The organism is Streptomyces shaanxiensis (genome assembly GCF_039537145.1).
Taxonomy (GTDB): Bacteria; Actinomycetota; Actinomycetes; order Streptomycetales; family Streptomycetaceae; genus Streptomyces; species Streptomyces shaanxiensis.
Genome location: NZ_BAAAZY010000010.1, coordinates 969,264 through 994,781, shown reverse-complemented (window position 1 = coordinate 994,781; position 25,518 = coordinate 969,264). Strand labels below are relative to the sequence as shown.

Sequence of the window (25,518 nt, the reverse complement as noted above, 5' to 3'; positions counted from 1 at the left end):
GCAGGGTGCCCTGCGGTGTGCCGCCGGGGTCCGAGGGGGCGAGGCCGAGCAGGGAGACCACTCCGGTGAAGCCGGTACCCAGGGGGGCGAGGGCCTTGGCGATCCGGGCACGGTCGGGGGTGTCGACCCCGACGGTGACGACGTCGGCGCCGAGCGCGGCCACGACCCGTGCCGCCCAGGCGTCGTCGCCGGCCGGGGTCACGGCCAGCCAGCGTCCGGCCGGCGTACCGGAGCCGCCGTCCAGCGGCTTCCAGGCGATCCGGTGCCGCCAACTGTCCACGACCGCCAGGTCGTTGTGCTGTCGGCGCCAGTCGAGCAGGGCGGGCAGCACCTGGGAGAGCGCGCCGCCGTCGACGTCGAGCACCTGCTCCAGCGCGCCGAAGTCCTCGCCCTCGACGGCTGCCCAGAACGCGGCGTCGTCGCTGCCGGGCTCGGCGGCGGCCGAACGTGTGGCGGTGCCGGTCATGGTCGAGGGCCAGAACCGCTGGTGCTGGAAGGCGTAGGTGGGCAGGTCGACGCGGTTGCCGCCGCCGAAGAAGCCGGCCCAGTCGACGCGTACGCCGCGGGCATGGAGCCTGGCGAGCGCGGTGACGGCGGTGGTCTCCTCGTCGCGGTCCTTGCGCAGCAGAGGGATCGCCACCGTGCCGGGGGCGTTGTCCGGGACGAGGCCCGACAGGGTGGCGTCCGGGCCGAGTTCGACCAGGGTGGTGACGCCGCGCTCGGCGAGGGTGCGGACGTTGTCCGCGAAGCGGACGGCCTCGCGCACGTGCCGTACCCAGTACTCGGGGTCGGTCACGTCTCCCCCGGCCACGACCGGGATGGTCGGCGCGGCGAAGGCCAGACCGGTGACGACCTTGCGGAACTCGTCGAGCATCGGGTCCATCAGCGGCGAGTGGAAGGCGTGCGACACTCGCAGCCCGCGGTGCTTCCAGCGGCCCACGACGGCGTCGACCGCCTCCTCGGGACCGGCGACGACCACCGACTCCGGCCCGTTGACCGCGGCGATCGTGACACCGTCGGTGAGGTGCGGCAGGACGGCGTCCTCCGACGCCTGCACCGCGACCATGGTGCCGCCGGCCGGCAGGGCCTGCATGAGCGAGGCGCGCGCCGACACCAGGGTGCACGCGTCCGCCAGGGAGAGCACCCCGGCGACGTGCGCGGCGGCGATCTCGCCGATCGAGTGCCCGGCGAGGAAGTCGGGCCGCAGCCCCCACGACTCGGCGAGCCGGTAGAGGGCGACCTCAAGGGCGAAGAGGGCGGGTTGCGCGTTGCCCGTCCGGTTCAGTGCCGTCTCGTCGTCGCCGCGGACGACCTCCCGCAGCGCGGGGTCGAGGAGTTCCGTGACCTCGTCCAGCGCGGCCCGGAACACCGGGAACCGCTCGTACAGTTCGCTGCCCATGCCGAGCCGCTGCGAGCCCTGTCCGGCGAACAGGAAGGCGAGCTTGCCCGCCCGGGCGGCCTCGTCGACGACGACGTGCGGGGTGCGGGCGCCCTCCGCCAGTGCGGTGAGGCCGGCCAGCAGGTCGTCCCGGCCGTCGGCGAGGACCACCGCGCGGTGCTCGAAGGCGGCGCGGCCCGTCGCCGCCGAGTAGGCCAGGTCGGCGGGTTCGGCGGTGGACGCAGTCGCCAGCAGGCGGGCGGCCTGGTCGCGCAGCGCGGCGGGGGTACGGCCGGAGACGAGCACCGGCAGCACTCCGGCCGTGTGCTCCACCGGCTTCGTGGGCTCGGGCTCGGCCTGCTCGATGATCACGTGTGCGTTGGTGCCGCTCGCGCCGAACGAGGAGACACCCGCCCTGCGCAGCCGGCCGGTGTTGGGCCACGGTGTCCGCTCCGACAGCAGCTTGACCGTGCCGACGCTCCAGTCGACGTGCGTGGTGGGCTTCTCGGCGTGCAGCGTGCGGGGCAGTTCGCCCGCCCGCATCGCCATGACCATCTTGATCACACCGGCGACGCCGGAGGCGGCCTGGGTGTGGCCGAGGTTGGACTTGATGGCGCCGAGCAGCAGCGGGTTGGCCCGCTCCCGGCCGTAGGCGGCGATCAGTGCCTGGGCCTCGATCGGGTCGCCGAGCTTGGTGCCGGTGCCGTGCGCCTCGACGGCGTCCACGTCGTTCGGGCGCAGTCCGGACGCGGCCAGCGCGTGGTGGATGACCCGCTGCTGGGCGGGGCCGCTGGGTGCGGTCAGGCCGTTGGAGGCGCCGTCGGAGTTGATGGCGCTGCCGCGGACCACCGCGAGGACCTGGTGGCCGTTGCGCCGCGCGTCCGACAGCCTCTCCAGTACGAGCATGCCCACGCCCTCGGCCCAGCCGGTGCCGTCGGCGTCGTCGGAGAACGCCTTGCAGCGGCCGTCCTCGGACAGGGCGCCCTGGGCGCTGAACTCGATGAACCCGACCGGCGTCGACATCACGCACACACCGCCGGCCAGCGCCATGGAGCACTCGCCCGCACGCAGCGCCTGCGCGGCCAGGTGCAGGGCGACCAGGGACGAGGAGCACGCGGTGTCGACCGACGCCGTCGGCCCCTGGAGGCCGAAGGTGTAAGCGAGGCGGCCGGACAGCAGCGACGCGGACTGCGCGGTCTGCCACTCCAGGCCGGTCTCCTCCGGGGAGGGCCGGTACTCGCCGCTGCCGCCGCCGACGAACACGCCGGTGTCGGTGCCGCGCAGCAGGCCCGGGTCGATGCCCGCGCGCTCCAGTGCCTCCCAGGCCGTCTCCAGCACGAGGCGCTGCTGCGGGTCCATGACGAGGGCCTCGCGCGGCGAGATGGAGAAGAAGTCCGGGTCGAAGTCGGCGACGTCGTACAGGAATCCGCCGCGCCGGGTGGCGCTCTGTCCGGCGGCCAGCGCGGCCAGGTCCCAGCCCCGGTCCGCCGGCATGTCACCGGTGGCGTCGATGCCGTCGAGCAGCAGCTGCCACAGGTCCTCGGGGCTCGTCACGCCGCCGGGGTAGCGGCAGCCCATGCCGACGATGGCGATGGGCTCGTCCAGGATCCTGGCCCGTGGGACGAGCACGTCCTCGGCCGGGTCCTCGGTGGTGCCGAGCACCTCGTCGAGCAGGTGGGTGGCGAGTTCGCCGGGTGTCGGGTGGTCGAAGACGAGCGTCGCGGGCATGGTGCGGCCGGTCGCGGCGCCGATCTGGTTGCGCAGGTCGAGCGCGGTGAGCGAGTCGAAGCCCAGGTCGCGGAACGGCACGTCCGGTTCGATCGCGTCGGGCCCGGAGTGGCCGAGCACCACGGCCGCGCGCTCGCGCACCAGCGTGAGGACCTCGCCGTGCCGCTCGTACTCCGGCAGCTCAAGGAGCCGCTGTGCGAGGGCGGAGTCGGGCTCGGCGGCCTCGACGCGGGCCTCGGGCAGGGCGGCGAAGACGGTGCTGGGGCCGAACGCGGGCGCGAACGTCTCCCAGCGCACATCCACCACGGCGACCGTGCTGCGCCCGGCCGCGACCGCGAGCCCGAGCGCGGACAGCGCCTGCATGGCGGGCATGACCGGCATGCCGCTCAGCCGCAGGTGCGCGGTCATGCTCGGGTCGGTCGTGTCGGCCCACGGGCCCCACGCCACGCACAGTGCCGTACGGCCCCGGTCGCGCCGCCCGCGGGCGAACGCGTCGACCAGCGCGCCGTGCGCGGCCTGCGGACCCTGCCCCCGCGCGCCCCAGATCCCGGCGACGGACCCGAACACCACGAAGGCGTCCAGCTTCCGGTCGCCGAGCCGTTCGTCGAGGTCGTACAGGACGTCGAGCGGGGTGTCCTCGCCGACGTAGAGGACGGCGTCGGCCCGCTCCAGGTCGTCGAGATCGTGGCTGACGACGACGTCGTCTCCCTCGTCCTCCAGCCACCGCACCACATGCCGTCCCATCGTGCCGTCGGCGCCGACGACGAGGACCGTGCCGCGCGGCGTCCAGGACGGCGCGGTGACGGTCGTACGGGCCAGCCGCCGGGCGTGGACTGCGTCGGCGCGGATCGCGACCTGGTCCTCGCCCTCGGGTATCCGGGCGAACCAGCCGGCGACGGGCTCGGCCAGGTCGACCAGGCCTCCCCACCGCTCGGGGTGCTCCAGCGCGGCGACCTGTCCCTCGCCCCAGACCGGGGCCAGGGCGGGGCTGCGCAGCGGCTCGTCGCCGACCGCGACCGCGCCCCGGGTGACGCACCACAGCGGCGCCGTGACCCCGGCCTCCGCCAGGTCCGCCAGCAGTTGAGCCGGCCCGGTGGGCAGCAGCGAGAGCACCCCGGCGTAGTCGCCGGCCCGCACCTCGTGGACCACCTCCGCATCCCCGCCGAACGCGGCGACCGCCTCGGCCGCCCACGCGTCACCCTCCGGCACCAGCGCAAGCCAACGCCCCTGCGGCGCGCCGGTCCCGGCCGCGACGGGCGCCCACGTCACGTCGTACAGCCAGCCGTCCACGGCGGCGCGGGCCGGCTGCGCGGACGAGATGGTGTGCGGCCAGTAGCGCTCACGCTGGAAGGCGTACGTCGGCAGTGCCACGCGGCGGGCGCCGGTGCCCTCGTAGTACCTCTCCCACTCGATGCCGGTGCCCCGCAGGAACAGGTGGCCGAGGGCGAGGGCGAACGCCTCCCGCTCGTCGCGGTCCTTGCGCAGCGCGGGCACGGCCTCCTCGACGAGCGCGGAGAGTACGCCGTCGGGGCCGATCTCCAGGAACGTCGTGGCGCCCTCGGAGCGCAGCGTGCCGACGTGGTCGTGGAAGCGGACGGTCTCGCGGACGTGGCGGACCCAGTACTCCGGGTCGGTCACATCGCCGCTGGTCACGATCGGGATCGTCGGCTCGTGGAAGGTGAGCCCGGTGAGGGCGGCGCGGAAGTCGTCCAGCATCGGTTCCATCAGCGGCGAGTGGAAGGCGTGGGAGACCTTCAGCCGCTTGGTCCTGCGGTCGCCGAAGACTTCGGCGATCCGCTCGACCTCGGTCTCGTCGCCCGCGATCACCACGGAGGACGGGCCGTTGACGGCCGCGATGGATACCAACTCGGTCGCCTGCGGGGCGACTTCCTCCTCCGTTGCCTCGATGGCCACCATGGCGCCCCCGGCAGGCAACGCCTGCATCAGCGTCGCCCGAGCCGTCACCAGCTTCGCGGCGTCCTCCAGGGCGAGGGCACCGGCCACATGGGCCGCCGCGATCTCACCGATGGAATGACCGGCGAGGTGGTCGGGCCGTACGCCCAGCCATTCCGCCAGCCGGTACAGCGCGACCTGGAGCGCGAACAGTGCGGGCTGCGTGTGACCGGTCTGGTTCAGCAGTTCCGCGTCCTCACCCCACATCACCTCCCGCAGCCCCGGCTCCAGGTGTGCCAGTACGTCGTCCAGGGCGTCGGCGAAGACCGGGAACCGCTCGTACAACTCCCGGCCCATACCCAGCCGTTGGGATCCCTGCCCGGAAAACAGCAGTGCCGTTGCGGCGGCCTTGCGGGCGGTGCCGGTGGCGATCTCGGTGCCGTCGACGAGGAGGGCGCGATGCGGGAAGGCGGTTCGGGTGGTGGCCAGTGAGTAGGCGATGTCGAGCGGGGCGGCGTCCAGCGTCCTGATCCGTTCGACCTGGGCGCGCAGGGCGTGTTCGGACTTCGCGGAGACCAGCCACGGGGTGCCCGGGGATCGATCCGCGTCGGCCGGGGCCGGGGCCGTGGCGGCGGGGCCCTCCTCCAGGATGACGTGGGCGTTGGTCCCGCTGAGGCCGAACGCGGAGACACCGGACCGGCGCGGATGCCCGTTCTCCGGCCAGTCGACGGAGTCGCCGAGCAGCGACAGCGTGCCCGAGGACCAGTCGACGTGCGAGGTGGGCGCGTCGACGTGCAGCGTCCTGGGCAGTACGCCGTGCCGCATCGCGAGCACCATCTTGATGACGCCCGCGACACCGGCGGCGGCCTGCGCGTGGCCGATGTTCGACTTGACCGAGCCCAGGTAGAGCGGGGCCGGCCGGTCCGTGCCGCCGAAGGTGGACAGCAGGGCCTGCGCCTCGATCGGGTCGCCCAGCGTGGTGCCGGTGCCGTGCGCCTCGATGGCGTCGATGTCGGCGGGCGAGAGGCCTGCGTCGGCGAGGGCCTGCCGGATCACGCGCTGCTGGGAGGGGCCGTTGGGCGCGGTGAGGCCGTTGGAGGCGCCGTCCTGGTTGACGGCCGAGCCTCGGACGACGGCCAGGACGTCGTGCCCGTTGGCGACCGCGTCGGACAGCCGCTCCAGTACGAGCAGACCGGCGCCCTCGGACCACGCGGTGCCGTCGGCGGCCTCGGCGAAGGCCTTGCAGCGGCCGTCGGGGGCGAGGCCGCCCTGGGTGGTGAACTCCACGAACGAGTCGGGGCTGGACATGACCGACACGCCGCCCGCGAGGGCGAGGGTGCACTCGCCGCCGCGCAGCGCCTTGGCGGCCCAGTGCAGGGCGACCAGGGAGGAGGAACAGGCGGTGTCGACGGTGACGGCCGGGCCCTCCAGGCCGAGGACGTAGGACAGCCGGCCGGACATCACCGACGCAGTGTTGCCGGTGGCCAGGTATCCCTGGACCTCGGCGACGGTGTCCTCGGTGGCCCGGCGCAGGACGTTCTCGTAGTCCTGGCCGTTGGTGCCGATGAACACGCCGGTGCTGCTGCCGCGCAAGCGCGAGGGGTCGATGCCCGCGCGTTCCAGGGCCTCCCAGGCGGTCTCCAGGACGAGTCGCTGCTGCGGGTCCATGGACAGGGCCTCGCGCGGCGAGATGCCGAAGAAGCCGGCGTCGAAGTCGGCGACCGCGTCGAGGAATCCGGCCTCCAGGGCGGCGGAGGCGCCGGCGCCGAGGGCGTCGAGGTCCCAGCCGCGGTCGGCGGGGAACGCGCTGACGCCGTCCCGTCCCTCGGCCAGCAGCCGCCACATCTCCTCCGGCGAGCCGACGCCGCCGGGGAAGCGGCAGCCGATGCCGACGATGGCGATCGGGTCGTCGTCGACCGGGGCGGCCGTCACGGCGGGCGCCGAGGTGCCGGATTCGGCCCCTGTTCCGCCCAGTGCTTCGGCGCGCAGGAACTCGGCCAGCTCCGCCGGGGTCGGGTAGTCGTAGAGCAGGGACGCGGGCAGCGTCAGCTCCAGTGCGGCCTGGAGGCGGTTGCGCAGCTCCAGCGTGGTCAGCGAGTCGAAGCCGAGGTCCAGGAAGGCCCGGTCGACGTCGACCTCGGCGGCGTTCGCGTGGCCGAGGACGGCGGCGATCTGGCCGCGTACGAGGTCGAGTACGGCGCGGGCGCGATCCGCGGCGGGCAGGGACGAGAGCCGGCCGCGTACCTGAGGCTGCTCGGCCCCGACTGTGTCCTCGGTGGTGCGCAGGCGCCTGACCTCGGGCAGGTCGTCGACGAGCGGCGCGGGCCGCAGGCCTGCCAGGGCCGGCAGATAGCGTTCCCAGTCGATGTCGGCGACCGTCACCGAGGCGTCGCCGTGCTCGATCGCCTGGCGCAGCGCGGCCATCGCGAGGTCCGGCGCCAGGGGCGTGAACCCGCCGCGCCGCAGCCGCTCGGCCACTTTGGCCCCGTCGACGGCCATCCCGGCCTCGGCCCACGGGCCCCAGGCGACGGAGGTGGCCGCGAGGCCCTGGGCGCGCCGGTGTTCGGCGAAGGCGTCGAGGAAGGCGTTGGCCGCCGCGTAGTTGCCCTGTCCGGCGGCGCCGATGACGCCCGCGGTGGAGGCGAACAGGACGAACGCGTCCAGGTCGGCGGTCAGTTCGTGCAGGTTGCGGGTGGCGGTCTCCTTGGCGCGCAGCACGCTCGCGAAGGCGTCCGGTGCCATCGTCTCGACCAGCCCGTCGTCCACGACGCCGGCCGTGTGGAACACCGAGGTGACCGGATGCTCGGCGAGCAGGGCGGCGAGCGCGTCGCGGTCGGCGACGTCGCAGGCGGCGATGACAGCCTTCTCGCCCAGTTCGGCGGCGAGTTCGGCCGCGCCGGGCGCGTCCGCGCCACGCCTGCTGACCAGGACGATCTTCTCGGCTCCGTGGGCGGCGAGCCAGCGGGCGACGTGCGCGCCGATGCCTCCGGTGCCGCCGGTGATCAGGGCCGTGCCGGGGCGGAACTCGCGGGCGGTGCCGTGGACGGCCCTGCGGCTCAGGCGGCGGCCGTAGGTGCCGGAGGGGCGCACCGCGACCTGGTCCTCATCGCGCTGGGCGAGGATGCCCGCGAGACGGCGCAGGGTGGTGCGGTCCAGGTGTTCCGGCAGGTCGACCGAACCGCCCCAGCGGGTGGGGTGTTCGAGGGCGACGACCCGGCCCAGACCCCACACGGCGGCCTGTTCGGGCCGGGTGACGGTCTCGGAGCCGCCGACCGACACCGCGCCCCGGGTGGCGACCCACAGCGGGGCGTCGACGCCCGCGTCCCCGAGTGCCTGCACGACGAGGGTGGTACGGGCGAGGGCGGTCTCGGTGTCGGCGCCGAGCGCCACGAGCGAGAGCACACCGGCGTAGGAGCCGCCGCCGAGCCGGGCGGCGAGCGCGGCACGGTCGGCGTCGGCCTCGATCACTTCGGTTCCGGCGCCGAGCGCGGCCACGATGCCCTGGACGTCGGCGGCGTCGTGGCCGTCCGCCGTCAGCACCAGCCACGGCCCGGTCGCCACGCCGGTCGCGGTGAGCGGCTTCCAGGTGACGCCGTAGCGCCAGGAGTCCACGGTGGACCGGAGCTTGCGGGTGCGCCATTCGGCGAGCGCGGCGAAGTCCTCGCGCTCGACGGCGTCCCAGAACGCGTCGTCGACACTGTCGCCGGCGGCCTGCGCCGACTGCGGCGCGACGGGCTCCGGCCAGTAGCGCTGGTGCTGGAACGGGTAGGTCGGCAGGTCGACGGTGCGCGCTCCGGTACCGTCGAAGTACGCCCGCCAGTCGACCGCGGTGCCGCGCACATGTACGCCCGCCAGCGCGGTGAGCAGGGTGACGGCTTCGGGCCGCTCACCGCGCAGCGCCGGGACCAGTACGGCGTCCTCGGTCAGGCTCTCCCCCGCCATGCCGCAGAGCACGCCGTCGGGTCCGAGTTCCAGGTACGTCCGCACCCCCCGGCTCTCCAACTGCCGTACAGCGTCGGCGAATCGCACCGTCTCGCGCACGTGCCGCACCCAGTACTCCGGGTCGGTCACGTCACCGCTGGTGGTCAGCGGGATCTCGGGGGCGTTGAACGACAGCCCGGCGATGGCGGCACGGAAGTCGTCCAGCATCGGGTCCATCAACGGCGAGTGGAATGCGTGCGACACCTTCAGCCGCTTCGTACGACGGTCCGCGAACCGCTCGACAACCCGCGCCACATCCGCCTCGTCCCCCGCGACCACGACCGACGACGGTCCATTGACCGCGGCGATCGAGACCGCACCATCCAGGTGCGGAGTCACCTCCTCCTCGGTCGCCTCGACCGCCACCATCGACCCACCCGACGGCAACGCCTGCATCAGCCGCGCCCGCGCCGACACCAGCGCACACGCGTCCTCCAGCGACAACACACCCGCCACATGCGCGGCAGCGATCTCGCCGATCGAGTGCCCGGCGAGGTGGTCGGGCGTGACGCCCCACGACTCGACCAGGCGGTACAGGGCGACTTCGAGTGCGAAGATCGCGGGCTGGGCGTATCCGGTGCGGTCGAGGGTGTCCTGGTCCTCGCCCCACATCACCTCGCGCAGCGGCCGGTCCAGTTCGGCGTCGAGGTGGACGCAGACGGCGTCCAGGGCGTCGGCGAACGCGGGGTGGGTGTCGTACAACTCGCGGCCCATACCGAGGCGTTGGGAGCCCTGACCGGTGAACAGCAGTGCCGTACGGCCCCGGGCGGCGGTGCCGCGGACGAGGGAGGCGTCCGGGAGGTCGTCGCGCAGTGCGGTCAGGCCGCGTACGAGTTCGGCGTGGTCGTGCGTCACGATGACGGCGCGCCGCTCGAAGGTGGAGCGGTGGCGGGCCAGGGATCCGGCGAGGTCGACGGGGTTGGCGTCCAGTTCCAGCAGCCGTGCGGCCTGCTGTCGCAGGGCCTCGTCGGCGCGTGCGGACAGCAGTACCGGGACCAGGGTCGGGGCAGGTTCCGGTGCCGGGTCCGCGGTGGGCGGCGCCTGTTCCAGGAGCAGGTGCGCGTTGGTGCCGCTGAGCCCGAAGGACGACACCGCGCCGCGGCGGGCGCGGCCGGTCTCGGGCCAGGGCTGCTGCTCGGTGAGCAGTTCGATGGTCCCGGTGGACCAGTCGACCTTGGTGGACGGCCGGTCGACGTGGAGGGTGCGGGGCAGGGTGCCGGTCTGGAGCGCCTGGACCATCTTGATGACGGAGGCGACACCGGAGGCCATCTGGGTGTGGCCGATGTTGGACTTCACCGAGCCGAGCAGCAGCGGCCGGTCGGCGGGGCGGTCCTGGCCGTAGGTGGCGAGGAGAGCCTGTGACTCGATGGGGTCGCCGAGGTCCGTGCCGGTGCCGTGGCCCTCGATGGCGTCCACGTCGGACGGTTCGAGGCGGGCGTTCGCCAGGGCCTGGCGGATGACGCGCTGCTGGGCGGGGCCGTTGGGCGCGGTGAGGCCGTTGGACGCGCCGTCCTGGTTGATGGCGGAGCCGCGGACGACGGCGAGGACGCGGTGTCCGGCCGCGATCGCGTCGGAGAGGCGTTCCATCAGCACCAGGCCGACGCCTTCGGCGAGGGTCATGCCGTCGGCGGAGTCGGAGTAGGCCTTGCAGCGGCCGTCCTTGGCGAGGGCGCGCTGCCGGCTGAAGCCGACGAAGGCGCCCGGGGTGGCCATGACGCTGACGCCGCCGGCGAGGGCGAGGCTGCTCTCGCCGTCGCGCAGCGACTGGCAGGCCAGGTGCATGGCGACCAGGGAGGACGAGCAGGCGGTGTCGAGGGTGACGGCGGGGCCTTCGAGGCCGAAGAGGTACGACACCCGGCCGGACAGCACGCTGGAGAGCGTGCCGGTGATCATGTGGCCCTCGTCGCCGGGGGCCGCTCCGGAGCCGCCGGTGGAGTAGTCCTGGTAGCTGGCGCCGATGAAGGCGCCGGTGCGGCTGCCGCGCAGGGTGTGCGGGTCGATGCCGGCGCGTTCCATGGACTCCCAGGCGGTCTCCAGGAGCAGGCGCTGCTGCGGGTCCATGGAGAGGGCCTCGCGGGGCGAGATGCCGAAGAAACCGGGGTCGAAGTCGGCGACGTCGTGCAGGAAGCCGCCCTGCACGGAGTAGGCGCCGCCGGGGGCGTCGGGGTCGGGGTTGTAGAGCGCGGAGGCGTCCCAGCCGCGGTCGGCGGGGAAGCCGGAGATGGCGTCGACGCCGTCGAGCACGACCCGCCACAGGTCCTCGGGCGAGCTGACGCCGCCGGGGTAGCGGCAGGCCATGCCGATGATGGCGATGGGCTCGTCGGTGGCCGCGGCGGCGACGACCGGCTGCTGTGCGGCAGGGGCGGAGCCGAGGATCTCGGCGAGCAGGAACGCGGCGAGGGCGAGGGGGCTCGGGTGGTCGAAGACCATCGTGGTGGGCAGGGTGAGACCGGTCGCGGCGGCGAGCTTGTTGCGCAGGTCGACGGCGGTGATGGAGTCGAAGCCGGCCTCGCGGAAGGCCCGGTGCTCGGTGAGCGCGTCGGGGCTCGCCATGCCGAGCACGGCGGCCGCCTGGGCGCGTACGAGGTCGAGCAGGGTCTGCTCCCGCTCGGCGGGCGGCAGGGCGCGCAGCTTCGCGGCGAACCCGTCGGCCTGCTCGTTTCCGGCCGACTGTGCGGCGGCCGTGGTGAGCGCCCGCACCTCGGGGAGCTCGTCGAAGAGCGTAGTGGGCCGGACGGCCGTGAACACGGGGTGGTAGCGGTCCCAGGCGACGTTGGCGATGGCCAGCTCGGTCTCGTCGTCCTCGATCGCCCGCTCCAGCGAGGCGAGTGCGAGGCGGGCCGGCATGAACTCCAGGCCGCTGCGCCGGATCTGCTCGGTGTCGACGCGGCCGAGGCCGAGGTCGTCGGACCAGATGCCCCACGAGACGGCGGTGCAGCGCAGGCCGCGGGTCCGGCGGGCGGCGGCGAGCGAGTTGAGGTAGGCGTTGCCGGCGACGTAGGCGGCGTGGTCGCCGCTGCCCCACATGCCGGAGACGGACGAGAACAGCACGAACGCGTCGAGGTCCTCGGTGAGCAGCTCGTCGAGGTGGCGGGCGCCGTCCACCTTGGCACCGAGGATGTCGGCGAGTGCCTGGGGGGTGGCGCCGTCGATGGAGTGCAGGCCGATGACCGCGGCGGTGTGGATCACCGAGCGGATGTCGTGGCCGTTCGCGCGCAGGTCGTCGAGCAGGGTGGCGACGGCGTCGCGGTCGGCGATGTCGCAGGCCACGACGGTGGTTGGCGTGCCGATCTCGGCGAGTTCGTCGGCGAGTTCGCGGGCGCCGGGCGCGTCGAGGCCTCGGCGGCTGGTGAGCACCAGGTGCTCGGCGCCCAGGTGGGCGAGCCAGCGGGCCACGTGCGGGCCGAGCGTGCCGGTGCCGCCGGTGATGATCGTCGTGCCGCGCGGCGTCCACTCCCGCCGCTTGTCGGGGCGGGCGGGGGCGCGCACGATCCGGCGGGCGAGGGTGCCCGAGGCACGGATCGCCAGCTGGTCCTCCTGACCGGCGCCGGTGAGCGCGGCGACCAGGCGCCGTCCGGCCCGGGCGTCGAGTGCGAGGGGCAGGTCGATGGAGCCGCCCCAGCGCTGCGGGTGTTCCAGCGCGGCGGTCCAGCCGATGCCGAGGGCCTGGGCCTGGCCGGGGTGGGTGACGGTGTCGGAGCGGCCGGTGCACAGGGCGTCGCGGGTGAGGTTCCAGACGGGCGCGGTGATGCCCGCGTCGCCGAGGGCGTTGATCAGGGAGACGGTGAGGAGCAGGCCGAGCGGCAGCCCCGGCGTGGCCGGCCGCTCGGCGGCGGGCAGCAGCGAGACGATGCCGGCGAGGTCGACGTGGGCGAGGTCGGAGAGCCTGGCCGCGAGGACGGCACGGTCCGCGTCGGCCTCGCCGAGCGTGATGCGGCGGAGCTCGGCGCCCCCGGCTTCCAGGGCCGCGACCACGTCGGCGTCGTCGCTGTCGTCGGCGGCGACGACCAGCCAAGTGCCGGTGAGGGCGGCGCCGTTGAGGCCGCGCAGGGGCTTCCAGGTGACCCGGTAGCGCCAGGCGTCGGTGGTGGAGCGGTCACGGCCCGCCTGACGCCAGGTGGTGAGCGCGGGCAGGACGGCGGCGAGGGTCTCCTCGTCGAGGTGCAGCGAGCGGGTGAGCGTGGCGAGGTCGGACTGCTCGACGGCCGTCCAGAACGCGGCGTCGGCCGGGTCGGCGGCACCGGCGGCCTGCGGCGGCATGGCCGGGCCGGTCCAGAACCGCTCGCGCTGGAAGGCGTACGTCGGCAGGTCGACGCGGCGCGCCCCGGCGAACTGCTCCTTCCAGCGCACCGGAATCCCGCGCACCCACACCTCGGCGACCGAGGCGAGCACCCGGGCGGCGCCGCCCGCGTCACGGCGCAGGGTGCCGGTGACGACGGCGCGCCGGCCCGCGTCCTGCGCGGCGTCCTGCACGCCAGGGGTGAGCACGGGATGCGAGCTGACCTCGATGAACGCCTGGTGTCCGGCCGCGAGGAGCGTGTCCACGGCTTCGGCGAGGCGCACGGTGCGGCGCAGGTTGGTGAACCAGTACTCGGCGTCGGTGGTGGCGTTGTTCCACTCGCCGGTGACCGTGGAGAGGAAGGGGACCTCGGGTTCCAGCGGCCGGATCGGCGCGAGGTCGCGCAGGAGTTCCTCGCGGAGCACCTCCACCTGCGCGGAGTGCGAGGCGTAGTCGACCTCGATCCGGCGCACGCGGACGCCTTCCTCAGTGAGCGCCCCGCACAGCGCGTCCAGGGCCTCCAGGTCGCCGGAGACCGCGACCGAGCGGGGGCCGTTGGTGGCGGCGAGCGAGAGCCTCTCGCCCCATTCGGCGAGGCGCGGCTCGATCTCGGCGGCGGACAGCGCGATGGACACGATGCTGCCGGAGCCGGACATGGTGCGCCCGATGGCCTGGCTGCGCAGCGCCACCACGCGCGCGGCGTCCTCCAGCGACAGCGCCCCGGACACCGCGGCGGCGGCGATCTCGCCCTGGGAGTGCCCGATCACGGCGTCGGGGGTGACGCCGTACGCCTTCCACACCTCGGCGAGGGACACCATCACCGCCCAGGAGGCGGGCTGGACGACGTCCACGCGGTCCAGCGAGCCGCCGCCGCGGATGACGTCGATGAGCGACCAGTCGGTGAACGGGCGCAGTGCGGCGGCGCACTCGGCGAGGCGGGCGGCGAACACCGGTGATTCGTCGAGCAGTTGAGCGCCCATGCCGACCCACTGGGTGCCCTGGCCGGGGAAGACGAAGGTGACCTTGCGCTCCAGGTCGGCGACGCCGCGCGCGATCTCGACGCCGTCGAGGAGCACCGCGCGGTGGTCGAACACGGAGCGGTGGGCGAGCGAGAACCCGATGTCGTGCGGGCTGCCCGGCACCTCGCGCAGCCGCTCCACCTGGGCGAGCAGCGCGGCGTCGGACTTCGCGGAGACGACCCAGGGGACGACGGCGGCCGCGCCGGCGAGGACCGGGACGGGCGCCTCGCTCACCTCTTCGGCGACCGGGGCGTCGTCGCCCGGCGCCTGTTCCAGGATCACGTGGGCGTTGGTGCCGCTGATGCCGAACGACGACACGGCGGCGCGCGCCGCGCGGCCCGTCTCCGGCCACGGCGTGGGCTCCTTGAGCAGCGACAGCGCGCCGGAGCTCCAGTCGACGTGCGAGGACGGCGCGTTGAGGTGCAGGGTCTGCGGCAGGACCTCGTGCCGCAGCGCCATCACCATCTTGATCACCGACGCCACACCGGCCGCGGACTGGGTGTGGCCGATGTTCGACTTCACCGAGCCGAGCAGCAGCGGCCGGTCGGCGTCCCGGTCGCGGCCGTAGGTGTTGAGCAGCGCCTGCGCCTCGATGGGGTCGCCGAGCGCGGTGCCGGTGCCGTGTGCGTCCAGGGCGTCCACCTCGGACGGCTGCACGTCGGCGTTGGCCAGGGCCTGCTGGATGACGCGCTGCTGGGAGGGGCCGTTGGGGGCCGACAGTCCGTTGGACGCCCCGTCCTGGTTGACCGCGGATCCGCGTACGACCGCCAGCACCGGAAGCCCGCCCCGGCGCGCGTCGGACAGCTTCGCCAGGAACAGCATGCCGATGCCCTCGGACAGGATCATGCCGTCCGCGGAGTCGTCGAACGCCTTGCAGCGGCCGTCCTTCGCCAGCGCCCGCTGCCGGGAGAACGCGATGAGCGGCTTCGGGTTCGGCATCACGGTGGCGCCGCCGGCGACGGCGTACGTGCTCTCCCCGGAGCGCAGCGACTGGCAGGCCAGGTGCAGGGCGACCAGGGAGGAGGAGCAGGCGGTGTCGACGGTGACGGCCGGGCCCTCGAAGCCGAACACGTACGACACCCGGCCCGACAGCACCGACGGGCTGCTGCCGGTGACGGCGTAGCCCTCGCTGCCGCCGCCGTCGCCACCGCCGTACTCGATGTAGCTGGACCCGATGAACGCGCCGACCCGGTCGCCGCGCAGCGCGGCGGGGTCGAGGCCGGCCCTCTCGACCGCCTCCCAGGTGGTCTCCAGCAGCAGCCGCTGCTGCGGATCCATGCCGGTGGCCTCGCGCGGCGAGATCCCGAAGAACGCCGGGTCGAAGTCGCCGGCGTCCGGCAGATAGCCGCCGGCGGTGGTGTACGTCGTGCCGGGCCGGTCGGGGTCGGGGTCGTACAACTGGCCCATGTCGAAGCCGCGGTCGCCGGGGAACTCGGTGATCGCGTCGGTGCCCGCGAGCACCATGTCCCAGAACCGTTCCGGGGTGTCGGCGCCGCCGGGGAAGCGGCACGACATGCCGATGATGGCGATGGGTTCGTCGGAGCCGTCGCGGTGGGCGGTCCAGACGGTGTCGGCTTCGGTGGCGCCGAGCAGTTCGGCGAGCAGGTGGTCGGCGAGGACCGCGGGGGTCGGGTAGTCGAAGACCAGCGTGGCGGGCAGCGGGAGCCCGGTGGCGTCGGAGAGCTTCTTGCGCAGTTCTACGGCCGTGAGCGAGTCGAAGCCGATGTCGCGGAAGGCGCGGTGCTCGCCCACCTCGTCGGCGGAGCCGTGGCCCAGCGTCGCCGCGGCCTCGGCACGGACCAGGTCGACGATGCGGCGCCGCCGGTCGTCCTCCGACAGGTCGCGCAGCCCGCGCACGAAGTCGGAGTCGCTGCGCGCGGGTTCGGCGGCCCCGGTGAGCAGCGCCTTCGTCTCGGGCAGGTCGGCGAGCAGCGGGCTCGGCCGCACCGAGGTGAAGACCGGGAAGTAGCTCTCCCAGGCGACGTCGGCGACGGTGACGCAGGTGTCGCCGTGCACGAGGGCACGGTTGAGCTCGGTGACCGCCTGCTCGGGCGGGAGGAGGGTCAGGCCTCGCTTGGACAGGTGCTCCGACATCGCGGCATGGGTCGCCATGCCGACCTCGGCCCAGGGACCCCAGGCGATGGACGTGGCCGCGAGACCACGTGCCCTGCGATGCTCGGCGAGCGCGTCGCAGTACGCGTTGGCCGCACCGTAGGCGGCCTGGCCGCCGCTCCCCCACACGCCGGCGATCGAGCCGAACAGGACGAAGAAGCCGATGTCACCGACGAGTTCGTCGAGGTGTCGGGCGCCGTCGACCTTTGCGGCCAGCACGTCCGCGAACGCGGTCAGGTCGGTGTGTTCCAGCGGCGCCTGCTGGGGGGTGCCGGCGGCGTGCACGACGCCGGTGAGGTCGTCGATGCCGTCCAGGAGATGCTGGAGTGCGGCGCGGTCGGCGACGTCGCAGGCGACGATCTCCACCCGGGGCCCCAACTCCTCCAGCTCCGCCCTGAGTTCGGCGGCGCCCGGCGCGTCCGGGCCACGTCGGCTGGTCAGGACGAGGGCCTCGGCGCCGCGTTCGGCGAGCCACTTGGCGGTGGTGGCGCCCAGGCCGCCGGTGCCACCGGTGATCAGCACCGTGCCGGAGACGGGGAGGCCGGCGGGCAGCGCGTCGACCGGTCGGCGGGCGAGGCGGCGGCCGAGGACGCCGGTCGAGCGCACGGCGACCTGGTCCTCGCCGTCGAGTCCGGCGACGACGGTGACCAGACGGCGCAGGGCGTTCTCGTCGAGGGTGTCCGGGAGGTCGACCAGGCCCGCCCAGCGCTGCGGGTACTCCAGCGCGGCGGCCCGGCCGAAGCCCCAGACCGCCGCCTGGGCGGGCGAGCGGACCTCGTCGCCGAGACCTGCGGCGACCGCGCCGGAGGTGACCGTCCACAGCGGGGCGTCGAGCCTCTTCACGAGTTCGATGGTGAGCGCGAGGCCGACGGTGAGCGCGGCGTGCGGGCGCTCGTCCAGCGCGAGCAGCGACACCGCGCCGTGGCAGTCGGGGAGTTCGCCCATGGCGGCGACATCGGCGGGGGCGGAGGGGTCGTCGGCCGGATCATCCAGGGTGACCACGGTGACGTCGGCGCCGTGCGCGGCGAGCGCGGCTCGGTACGGCTCGGGGTCGGTGTCGCCGGAGGTGAACAGGGCGATGCGGCCGTCCAGGACCGGGGTGGCGGTGGCCCGCAGCGGCGCCCACAGCACCCGGTAGCGCCAGGAGTCGAGGAGGGCCTTCTCCTGGTTGCCGTGCCGCCAGGACGACAGCACCGGGATCAGGGAGTCCAGGGAGGAGCGCTGGTCGGCGTCCAGTCCGAGCAGTGCGGCGAGTTCGCGGGCGTCACCGCGTTCGACGGCGGCCCACAGGGTGGCGTCGGCGGGGTCGGCCGAGGTGTCGGAGTCGGCGGCGGGCGGCTGCTGCGGCGCGCCGAGCGGCCAGTAGTACTCGTGCTGGAAGGCGTAGGTGGGCAGGACGATCTCGCGGGCACCGGCGAACCAGGTGCTCCAGTCGACGCCCACCCCGGCCGCGAACAGCCGGCCCAGGGCGGCGACCACGGCCTCCTCCTCGCCCCGGTCCTTGCGCAGCACCGGGACGGCCTCGTCGACCAGGGCGGACAGGGTGCCCTCGGGGCCGATCTCCAGGAAGGTGGTGACGCCCGAGTCGCGCAGTGCCTGGACGTGGTCCGCGAACCGAACGGCGTCGCGTACGTGCCGCACCCAGTACTCGGGATCGGTCACGTCACCGCTGGTGACCAGCGGGATCTCTGGGTCGTTGAACGACAGCCCCGCGATGGCGGCACGGAAGTCGTCCAGCATCGGGTCCATCAACGGCGAGTGGAAGGCGTGCGACACCTTCAGTCGCTTCGTACGACGGTCCGCGAACCGCTCGACAACCCGCGCCACATCCGCCTCGTCACCCGCAACCACCACCGACGACGGCCCATTGACCGCGGCGATCGACACCGCACCATCCAGGTACGGAGTCACCTCCTCCTCGGTCGCCTCGACCGCCACCATCGACCCACCCGACGGCAACGCCTGCATCAGCCGCGCCCGCGCCGACACCAGCGCACACGCGTCCTCCAGCGACAACACACCCGCCACATGCGCGGCCGCGATCTCACCGATCGAGTGCCCGGCGAGCGCGCCCGGCCTGATCCCCCACGAGCGCACGAGCCGGAACAGGGCGACCTCGACGGCGAACAGCGCGAGCTGTGCGTGGCCCGTCCGGTTCAGCTCCTCCTGGTCCTCGCCCCACATGACGTCGCGGACGTCGAGGCGCTGCAGCACCTCGTCCAGGGCGTCCCTGAACACCGGGTGGAGCTCGGCGAGTTCACGCCCCATGCCGAGGCGCTGGGTGCCCTGTCCGGAGAACAGGAAGGCGACCTTGCCCGGTGCGGCCTCGCCCTCGACGAGCGCGCTGTCCGTGTGCTCGGTGGCCAGCGCGGTCAGCGCCCGCAGCAGCCCCTCGCGGTCCTCGGCGACGACGGCCGCCCGCTGCTCGAACGCGGAGCGGGTGGTCGCCAGCGAGTACGCGAGGTCGGTGAGGTCGAGCGAGGTGTCGCCGGCCACGAACGACCGCAGCCGGGCGGCCTGGCCGCGCAGCGCGCGCCGGGTGCGGGCCGACAGGACGAAGGGCCCGCGGACCTGCTGCAGCGACTCGCCTGCCTGCTGCCGGGACTCACGGGGCGGCTCCTCGGCCTCGCGGCGCAGCTGGGCGGCGTCGGCGCTTTCGAGGATCAGGTGCGCATTGGTGCCGCTGATACCGAAGGAGGAGACGCCTGCCCGGCGCGGCCGGTCGGCCTGCGGCCACTCGGTGTTCTCGGTGAGCAGCCGGACTGCGCCCTCGGTCCAGTCGACGTGCGTGGACGGCTCGGTGACGTGCAGGGTTCTCGGCAGTACGCCGTGGCGCATCGCCATGACCATCTTGATGACGCCGGCGACGCCCGCCGCGGCCTGGGTGTGGCCCATGTTGGACTTCACCGAGCCGAGCAGCAGCGGCCGGTCGTCGTCGCGGTCCTGCCCGTAGGTGGCGAGCAGGGCCTGCGCCTCGATGGGGTCGCCGAGGGTGGTGCCGGTGCCGTGCGCCTCGACCGCGTCCACCGCGTCCGGGGTGAGCCCGGCGGAGGCCAGGGCCGCGCGGATGACGCGCTGCTGGGCGGGGCCGTTGGGTGCCATCAGGCCGTTGGAGGCGCCGTCCTGGTTGACGGCCGAGCCGCGGACGACGGCGAGGACGCGGTGGCCGTTGCGCCGGGCGTCCGACAGCCGTTCCAGTACGACCACGCCGGCGCCCTCGGCCCAGCCGACGCCGTCGGCGGAGTCCGAGAACGCCTTGCAGCGGCCGTCCGGGGACAGGCCGCGCTGCCGGGAGAACTCGATCAGCGCGGTCGGCGTCGACATGACGGTGACACCGCCGGCCACCGCGAGCGAGCACTCACCGGCGCGCAGCGCCTGCATCGCCCAGTGCATGGCCACCAGCGACGAGGAGCACGCCGTGTCCACGGTGACGGCGGGCCCCTCCAGGCCGAGCGTGTAGGAGACCCGGCCGGACACGATGGACGGCGAGGTGCCAGCGCCCTGGAAGCCCTCGAAGTCGCCGCCGCCGAGCCGGGCGCCGTAGTCGTTGTACATGACGCCGGCGAAGACACCGGTCTGGCTGCCGCGCAGCGAGGTCGGGGCGATGCCCGCGTTCTCGATCGCCTCCCAGACGACCTCCAGCAGGATGCGCTGCTGCGAGTCGGTGCCGAGGGCCTCGCGGGGCGACATGCCGAAGAACCCGGCGTCGAACTCGCCGGCGTCGTGCAGGAATCCACCGGAGCGGGAGTACGTCGTGCCGGGGTGCTCGGGGTCGGGGTGGTACAGGTTCTCCAGGTCCCAGCCCCGGTTGGCGGGCAGGCCGGTGACGGCGTCGCCGCCCTCCGACACCAGCCGCCACAGGTCGTCGGGCGAGCCGATGCCGTCGGGGTAGCGGCAGCCCATGCCGACGATGACGATCGGGTCGTCGGAGACGTCGGTGACGGCGGTGGGGGCGGTGATCTGGGCCGCGCCGTCGAAGAGGTCGTCCAGCAGGTGGGCGGCGAGCGCGGTGGGCGTCGGATAGTCGAACACCATCGTCGCGGGCAGTCTGAGCCCGGTCACGGCGGTGAGCTGGTTGCGCAGTTCGACCGCGGTGAGCGAGTCGAAGCCGAGGTCCTGGAACTGCCGCGTCGGCTCGATCTCGGCGCCCGAGGCGTGGCCGAGCACCGTGGCGACCTGCGTGCGCACCAGGTCGAGCAGGGCGTCGCCGCGCTCGTCCGCGGGCAGTTGGGCGAGGCGGCGGACGAGGGTGTCGGCGGTCTGCGAGCCGGTGGCGGCGCGGCGGACGCGGGTGCGGATCAGGCCACGCAGCAGGGGCGGAACCTCCCCACCCCGGCGCAGCGTGGCGAGGTCGAACCGCGCGGGAACGGCGGTGGCGTGGGAGCCTGCGACCGAGGCGTCGAACAGCCGCAGTCCCTGCTCGACGGTGAGCGGCGGCATACCGGTGCGGGCCATGCGCTCGGCGTCGGCGTCGGCGAGCATGCCGGCCCCCGCCCAGGCGCCCCAGGCGAGCGACACGGCGGGCAGGCCCTCGGCCCGCCGGTGTTCGGCGAGTGCGTCGAGGAAGTGGTTGCCCGCCGCGTAGTTGGCCTGGCCGGGGGTGCCCCAGGTGCCGGCGAGGGACGAGAACAGCACGAACGCCTTGAGGTCCAGGTCCCGGGTGAGTTCGTGCAGGTGCCAGGCCGCGTCCACCTTGGGGCGCAGCACGGGGTGGAGCCGTTCGGGGGTGAGGGAGGAGAGCACGCCGTCGTCGAGGACGCCGGCCGCGTGCACGACCGCGCTGACGGGGTGCTCGCGCAGCAGCTCCGCCAGCGCCTCGCGGTCGGCGACGTCGCACGCGGCGACGGTCACCTCGGCGCCCAGCGCCCGAAGTTCGGAGACGTCGGCCGTGCCGCTGCGGCTGACCAGCACCAGTTCGCGGACGCCGTACGCCGTCACGAGGTGCTGTGCGATCAGCTTGCCGAGGCCGCCGGTGCCGCCGGTGACCAGGACCTTGTCGCCCCAGTCGGCCTGCGGCTCGGCGGCTTGGGCGCGGGTCAGGCGGGGTGCGTAGGCCTCGCCGTCGCGCAGGGCGAGCTGCGGTTCGTCGGAGCCGATGGCCTGGCCCAGCGCCGCCAGCGAGGCTTCGGTGCCGTCGAGTTCGACGAGGGTGTGGCGGCCGGGGGCCTCGGACTGGGCGGAGCGGACCATGCCCCAGACTGCGGCGGAGGCGAGGTCGCGGTTGCTGGTGACGAAGACGAGGCGTTCCTCGCGCTCCTCCTGGAGCAGGCTGAGGACGCGTTCGGTGAGCGTGTGCACGGAGCCGACGACGTCCGCGTCGCCGAGCAGGGGCACGACGACCACGTCGGCGTCGTCTTCGCCGCCGAGCCCGAACACGTCCTCGCCCAGCACGGAGAACGCGGTGGGCTCCGCGGGCACGGTGACCGGCACCCAGTCGACGGTGAACAGCGCGTCGCGGTCGGTGGCGGCGGAGGGTGCGCCGACGGGCCGTACGACCAGCGAGTCCACGGTGGCGACCGGTTCGCCGGAGGCGTCGGCGGCGGCGATGGCGTAGGTGTTGTCGCCGCTGCGGGTCAGGCGCACGCGCAGTTCGCTCGCGCCGGTGGCGTGCAGGGACACGCCCTCCCAGGAGAACGGCAGTCCGGCGTCGCCCTCCCCGGCGACGAGCGCGGCGTGCAGGGCGGCGTCCAGCAGCGCCGGGTGCAGGCCGAAGCCGGCCGCGTCGGCGTCCTCGGGCAGCCGCACCTCGGCGTAGAGGGCGCCGTCGCCGCCCTGCCAGGCCGCCTTGAGTCCCTGGAACACGGGCCCGTACTCGAAGCCCATGCCCGCGAACTGGTCGTAGCAGCCGTCGATGTCGAGGGGGCGCGCGTCGGCGGGCGGCCACACGGTGGTGTCGAAGGAGGTGGCGCGGGCGGGTGAGGTGAGGACGCCGGTGGCGTGCTGCGTCCACGGCTCGTCCTCCTCGCCGTCCGGACGGGAGTGGACGGTAACGGTGCGGCGGCCGTCGGCGTCCGGCTTGCCGATCCACAGCTGCACCTGGACGCCGCCGGTCTCGGGCAGGGCGAGCGGCGCGGTGAGGGTCAGTTCCTCGATGCGGTCGCAGCCGACCTCGTCGCCGGCGCGGACGGCGAGTTCCAGGAAGGCGGTGCCGGGCAGCAGGACCGTGCCGCGCACAGCGTGGTCGACCAGCCACGGGTGGGTGGTGCGGGTGAGGCGGCCGGTGAGCAGCACCCCGTCGGAGTCGGCGAGGGAGACGGCGGCGGTGAGCAGCGGGTGCTGGGCGGCGCCGAGGCCGGCCGAGCGCGGGTCGAAGCCGAAGCTGCCGCCCTTGGGCCAGTAGCGCCGGGTCTGGAAGGCGTAGGTCGGCAGGTCGACTCGGCGGGCGCCGGTGCCGGCGAAGTACTCGGCCCACTTCACGGTGGTGCCGCGCACATGCAGGGCGGCGAGGGCGGCGGTGACGGTGTCGGTCTCGGGGCGGCCGGAACGCAGCAGGGGCAGCGCGGTGACGTCGTCTGCGCTCTCCTGCGCCAGGGCGGACAGGACGCCGTCGGGGCCGACTTCGAGGAAGGTGGTGACGCCGTGCTCGTGCAGCCAGCGGACGCCGTCGGCGAACCGCACCGCGCTGCGGACGTGGTCCACCCAGTAGGCGGCGGAGGTGACCTGCTCGACGCGGGCCTGCTCGCCGGTGACGTTGGAGATCAGGGGGATGAGCGGCGGGTTCAGGGTGAGGTCGGCGACGACCGCGCGGAAGTCGTCGAGCATCGGGTCCATCAGCGGCGAGTGGAAGGCGTGCGACACCGCGAGGCGCTTGGTCTTGCGGCCCTCGGCGGTGAAGTGCGCCTCGATCGCGGCGACGGCGTCGGCCGCTCCGGCGACGACGACCGAGCGGGGGCCGTTGACGGCGGCGACGGAGACCTGCCCGGCGGGGATCCGCCCGTCCGACTCGGCGTCGCCGAGGTGGGCCAGGACCTCGTCCTCGGTGGCGGTGACCGCCAGCATGGCGCCGCCGGCGGGCAGTGCCTGCATGAGGTCGCCGCGGGCGGTGACGAGGCGGGCGGCGTCCTCCAGCGAGAGCACTCCGGCGACGTGCGCGGCGGCGATCTCGCCGATCGAGTGCCCGGCGACGAAGTCGGGCTTCAGGCCCAGGGACTCGGCGAGGCGGTAGAGGGCGACCTCGAACGCGAACAGCGCGGGCTGGGTGTGCCGGGTCTGGTTCAGGACGTCGGCGTCGTCGCCCCAGACGATGTCGCGCAGCGCGGGATCGAGGTGGGCCAGGGCGGCGTCGAAGGCCTCCCGGAAGGCCCCGAAGCGCTCGTACAGTTCGCGTCCCATGCCGAGGCGCTGGGCGCCCTGGCCGGTGAAGAGGAACGCGCACTTCGAGCGGGCCACGGTGGCCTGGAGGAGCCCCGCGGCCGGTTCGTCGGCGGCGAGGGCGGCGAGGCCGGCCCGGATGTCGCCGGTGATCGCGGCGCGGTGGTCGAAGCTCGACCGGGTGGTGGCCAGCGAGTGGGCGAGGTCGAGTGCGCGGTGCTGGTCGGCGACGGTCAGCAGCCGCGCGGCCTGGGCGCGCAGCGCCTCCCGGGAGCGGCCCGAGACGAGGACCGGCACGGTGCCCGCGGGCACCGGGTCCTGCTCCTGCGTGGGTGCCTCGGCGGGCGGGGCCTGCTCGATGATGGTGTGCGCGTTGGTGCCGCTGAGGCCGAACGAGGAGACGGCGGCGCGGCGGGGCTGCCCGGTCTCGGGCCAGGGCCGGTTCTCCCGCACCAGTTCCACGGCGCCGGAGTCCCAGTCGACGTGCGAGGAGGGCCGGTCGACGCCGAGGGTCTGCGGGACGACGCCGTGGCGGATCGCCATGACGGCCTTGATCACGCCGGCGACTCCGGCGGCGGCCTGGGTGTGGCTGAGGTTGGACTTCACGGAGCCGAGCAGCAGCGGCCGGTTCGCGTCGCGGTCCCGGCCGTAGGTGGCGAGCAGGGCCTGGGCCTCGACGGGGTCGCCGAGGGTGGTGGCGGTGCCGTGCGCCTCGACGACGTCGATCTGGTCGCCGGTGAGCCGCGCGTTGACGAGGGCCTGCTCGATGACGCGTCGCTGCGAGGGGCCGTTGGGCGCGGTGAGGCCGTTGGAGGCGCCGTCCTGGTTGACGGCCGAGCCGCGCAGGACCGCGAGGACCTCGTGGCCGTTGCGCCGCGCGTCCGAGAGGCGTTCCAGGACGAGCATGCCGACGCCCTCGGCCCAGCCGGTGCCGTCGGTGGAGTCGGCGAACGAGCGGCAGCGGCCGTCCGAGGACAGGCCGCCCTGGCGGGAGAACTCGATGAACGTCGCCGGGTTCGCCATGACGGTCACGCCGCCGGCCAGCGCGAGCGAGCACTCGCCGGCGCGCAGCCCCTGCATGGCCAGATGCATCGCCACCAGCGACGACGAGCAGGCGGTGTCGAGGGTGACGGAGGGCCCGACGAGGCCGAGGGTGTAGGAGATGCGTCCGGAGATGACGCTGTTGGAGCTGCCGAGCAGGACCATGCCCTCGCCGCCGTCGCGGGGACCGAGCTGGTAGTCCTGGTTCATGGCGCCGGCGAACACCGCGGTCTGGCTGCCCTTGAGGGTGTGCGGGTCGATGCCGGCCCGCTCCAGCGCCTCCCAGGTGACCTCCAGCAGGACCCGCTGCTGCGGGTTCATGCCCAGCGCCTCGCGCGGCGAGATGCCGAAGAAGTCGGCGTCGAACTCTCCGGCACCGTCGAGGAAGCCGCCCTGGTCGGTGGCCGACAGGGCGAGCATGTCCGGGTCCCAGCCGCGGTCCTGGGGGAACGGGCGGATGCCGTGCTCGCCGCTGACGACCATGCGCCACAGGTCCTCGGGGCTTTTCACCCCGCCGGGGAAGCGGCAGCCGATGCCGACGACGGCGATCGGCTCCTGCGCCGCCGCTTCGAGGTCCTGAAGCCGCCGTCGAGTGCGCTGAAGGTCCGTACTGGCCCGTCGGAGGTAGTCCCGGAGCTTCTGTTCGTTGTCCATCTCTCAACCCATCTCGACAGGCGACAGCGACGTGCTGGAAAGTCTTGTGCGGCGCGGGGTGGCATCCCCCTAGAAAGCGGGGGTGGCATCCCCCGGAAACCGTCGGAGGCCGCGCCGGCCTT

At 74.2% G+C, this 25,518-nt stretch carries 1 protein-coding gene; it reads right to left on the bottom strand.

Annotated elements, in window-relative coordinates; genetic code table 11:
- Positions 1-25,396: type I polyketide synthase (locus ABD932_RS18285; protein WP_345013936.1), on the bottom strand; the 25,396-nt coding region annotated here is incomplete at its 3' end.
- Positions 25,397-25,518 lie beyond the last annotated feature (122 nt).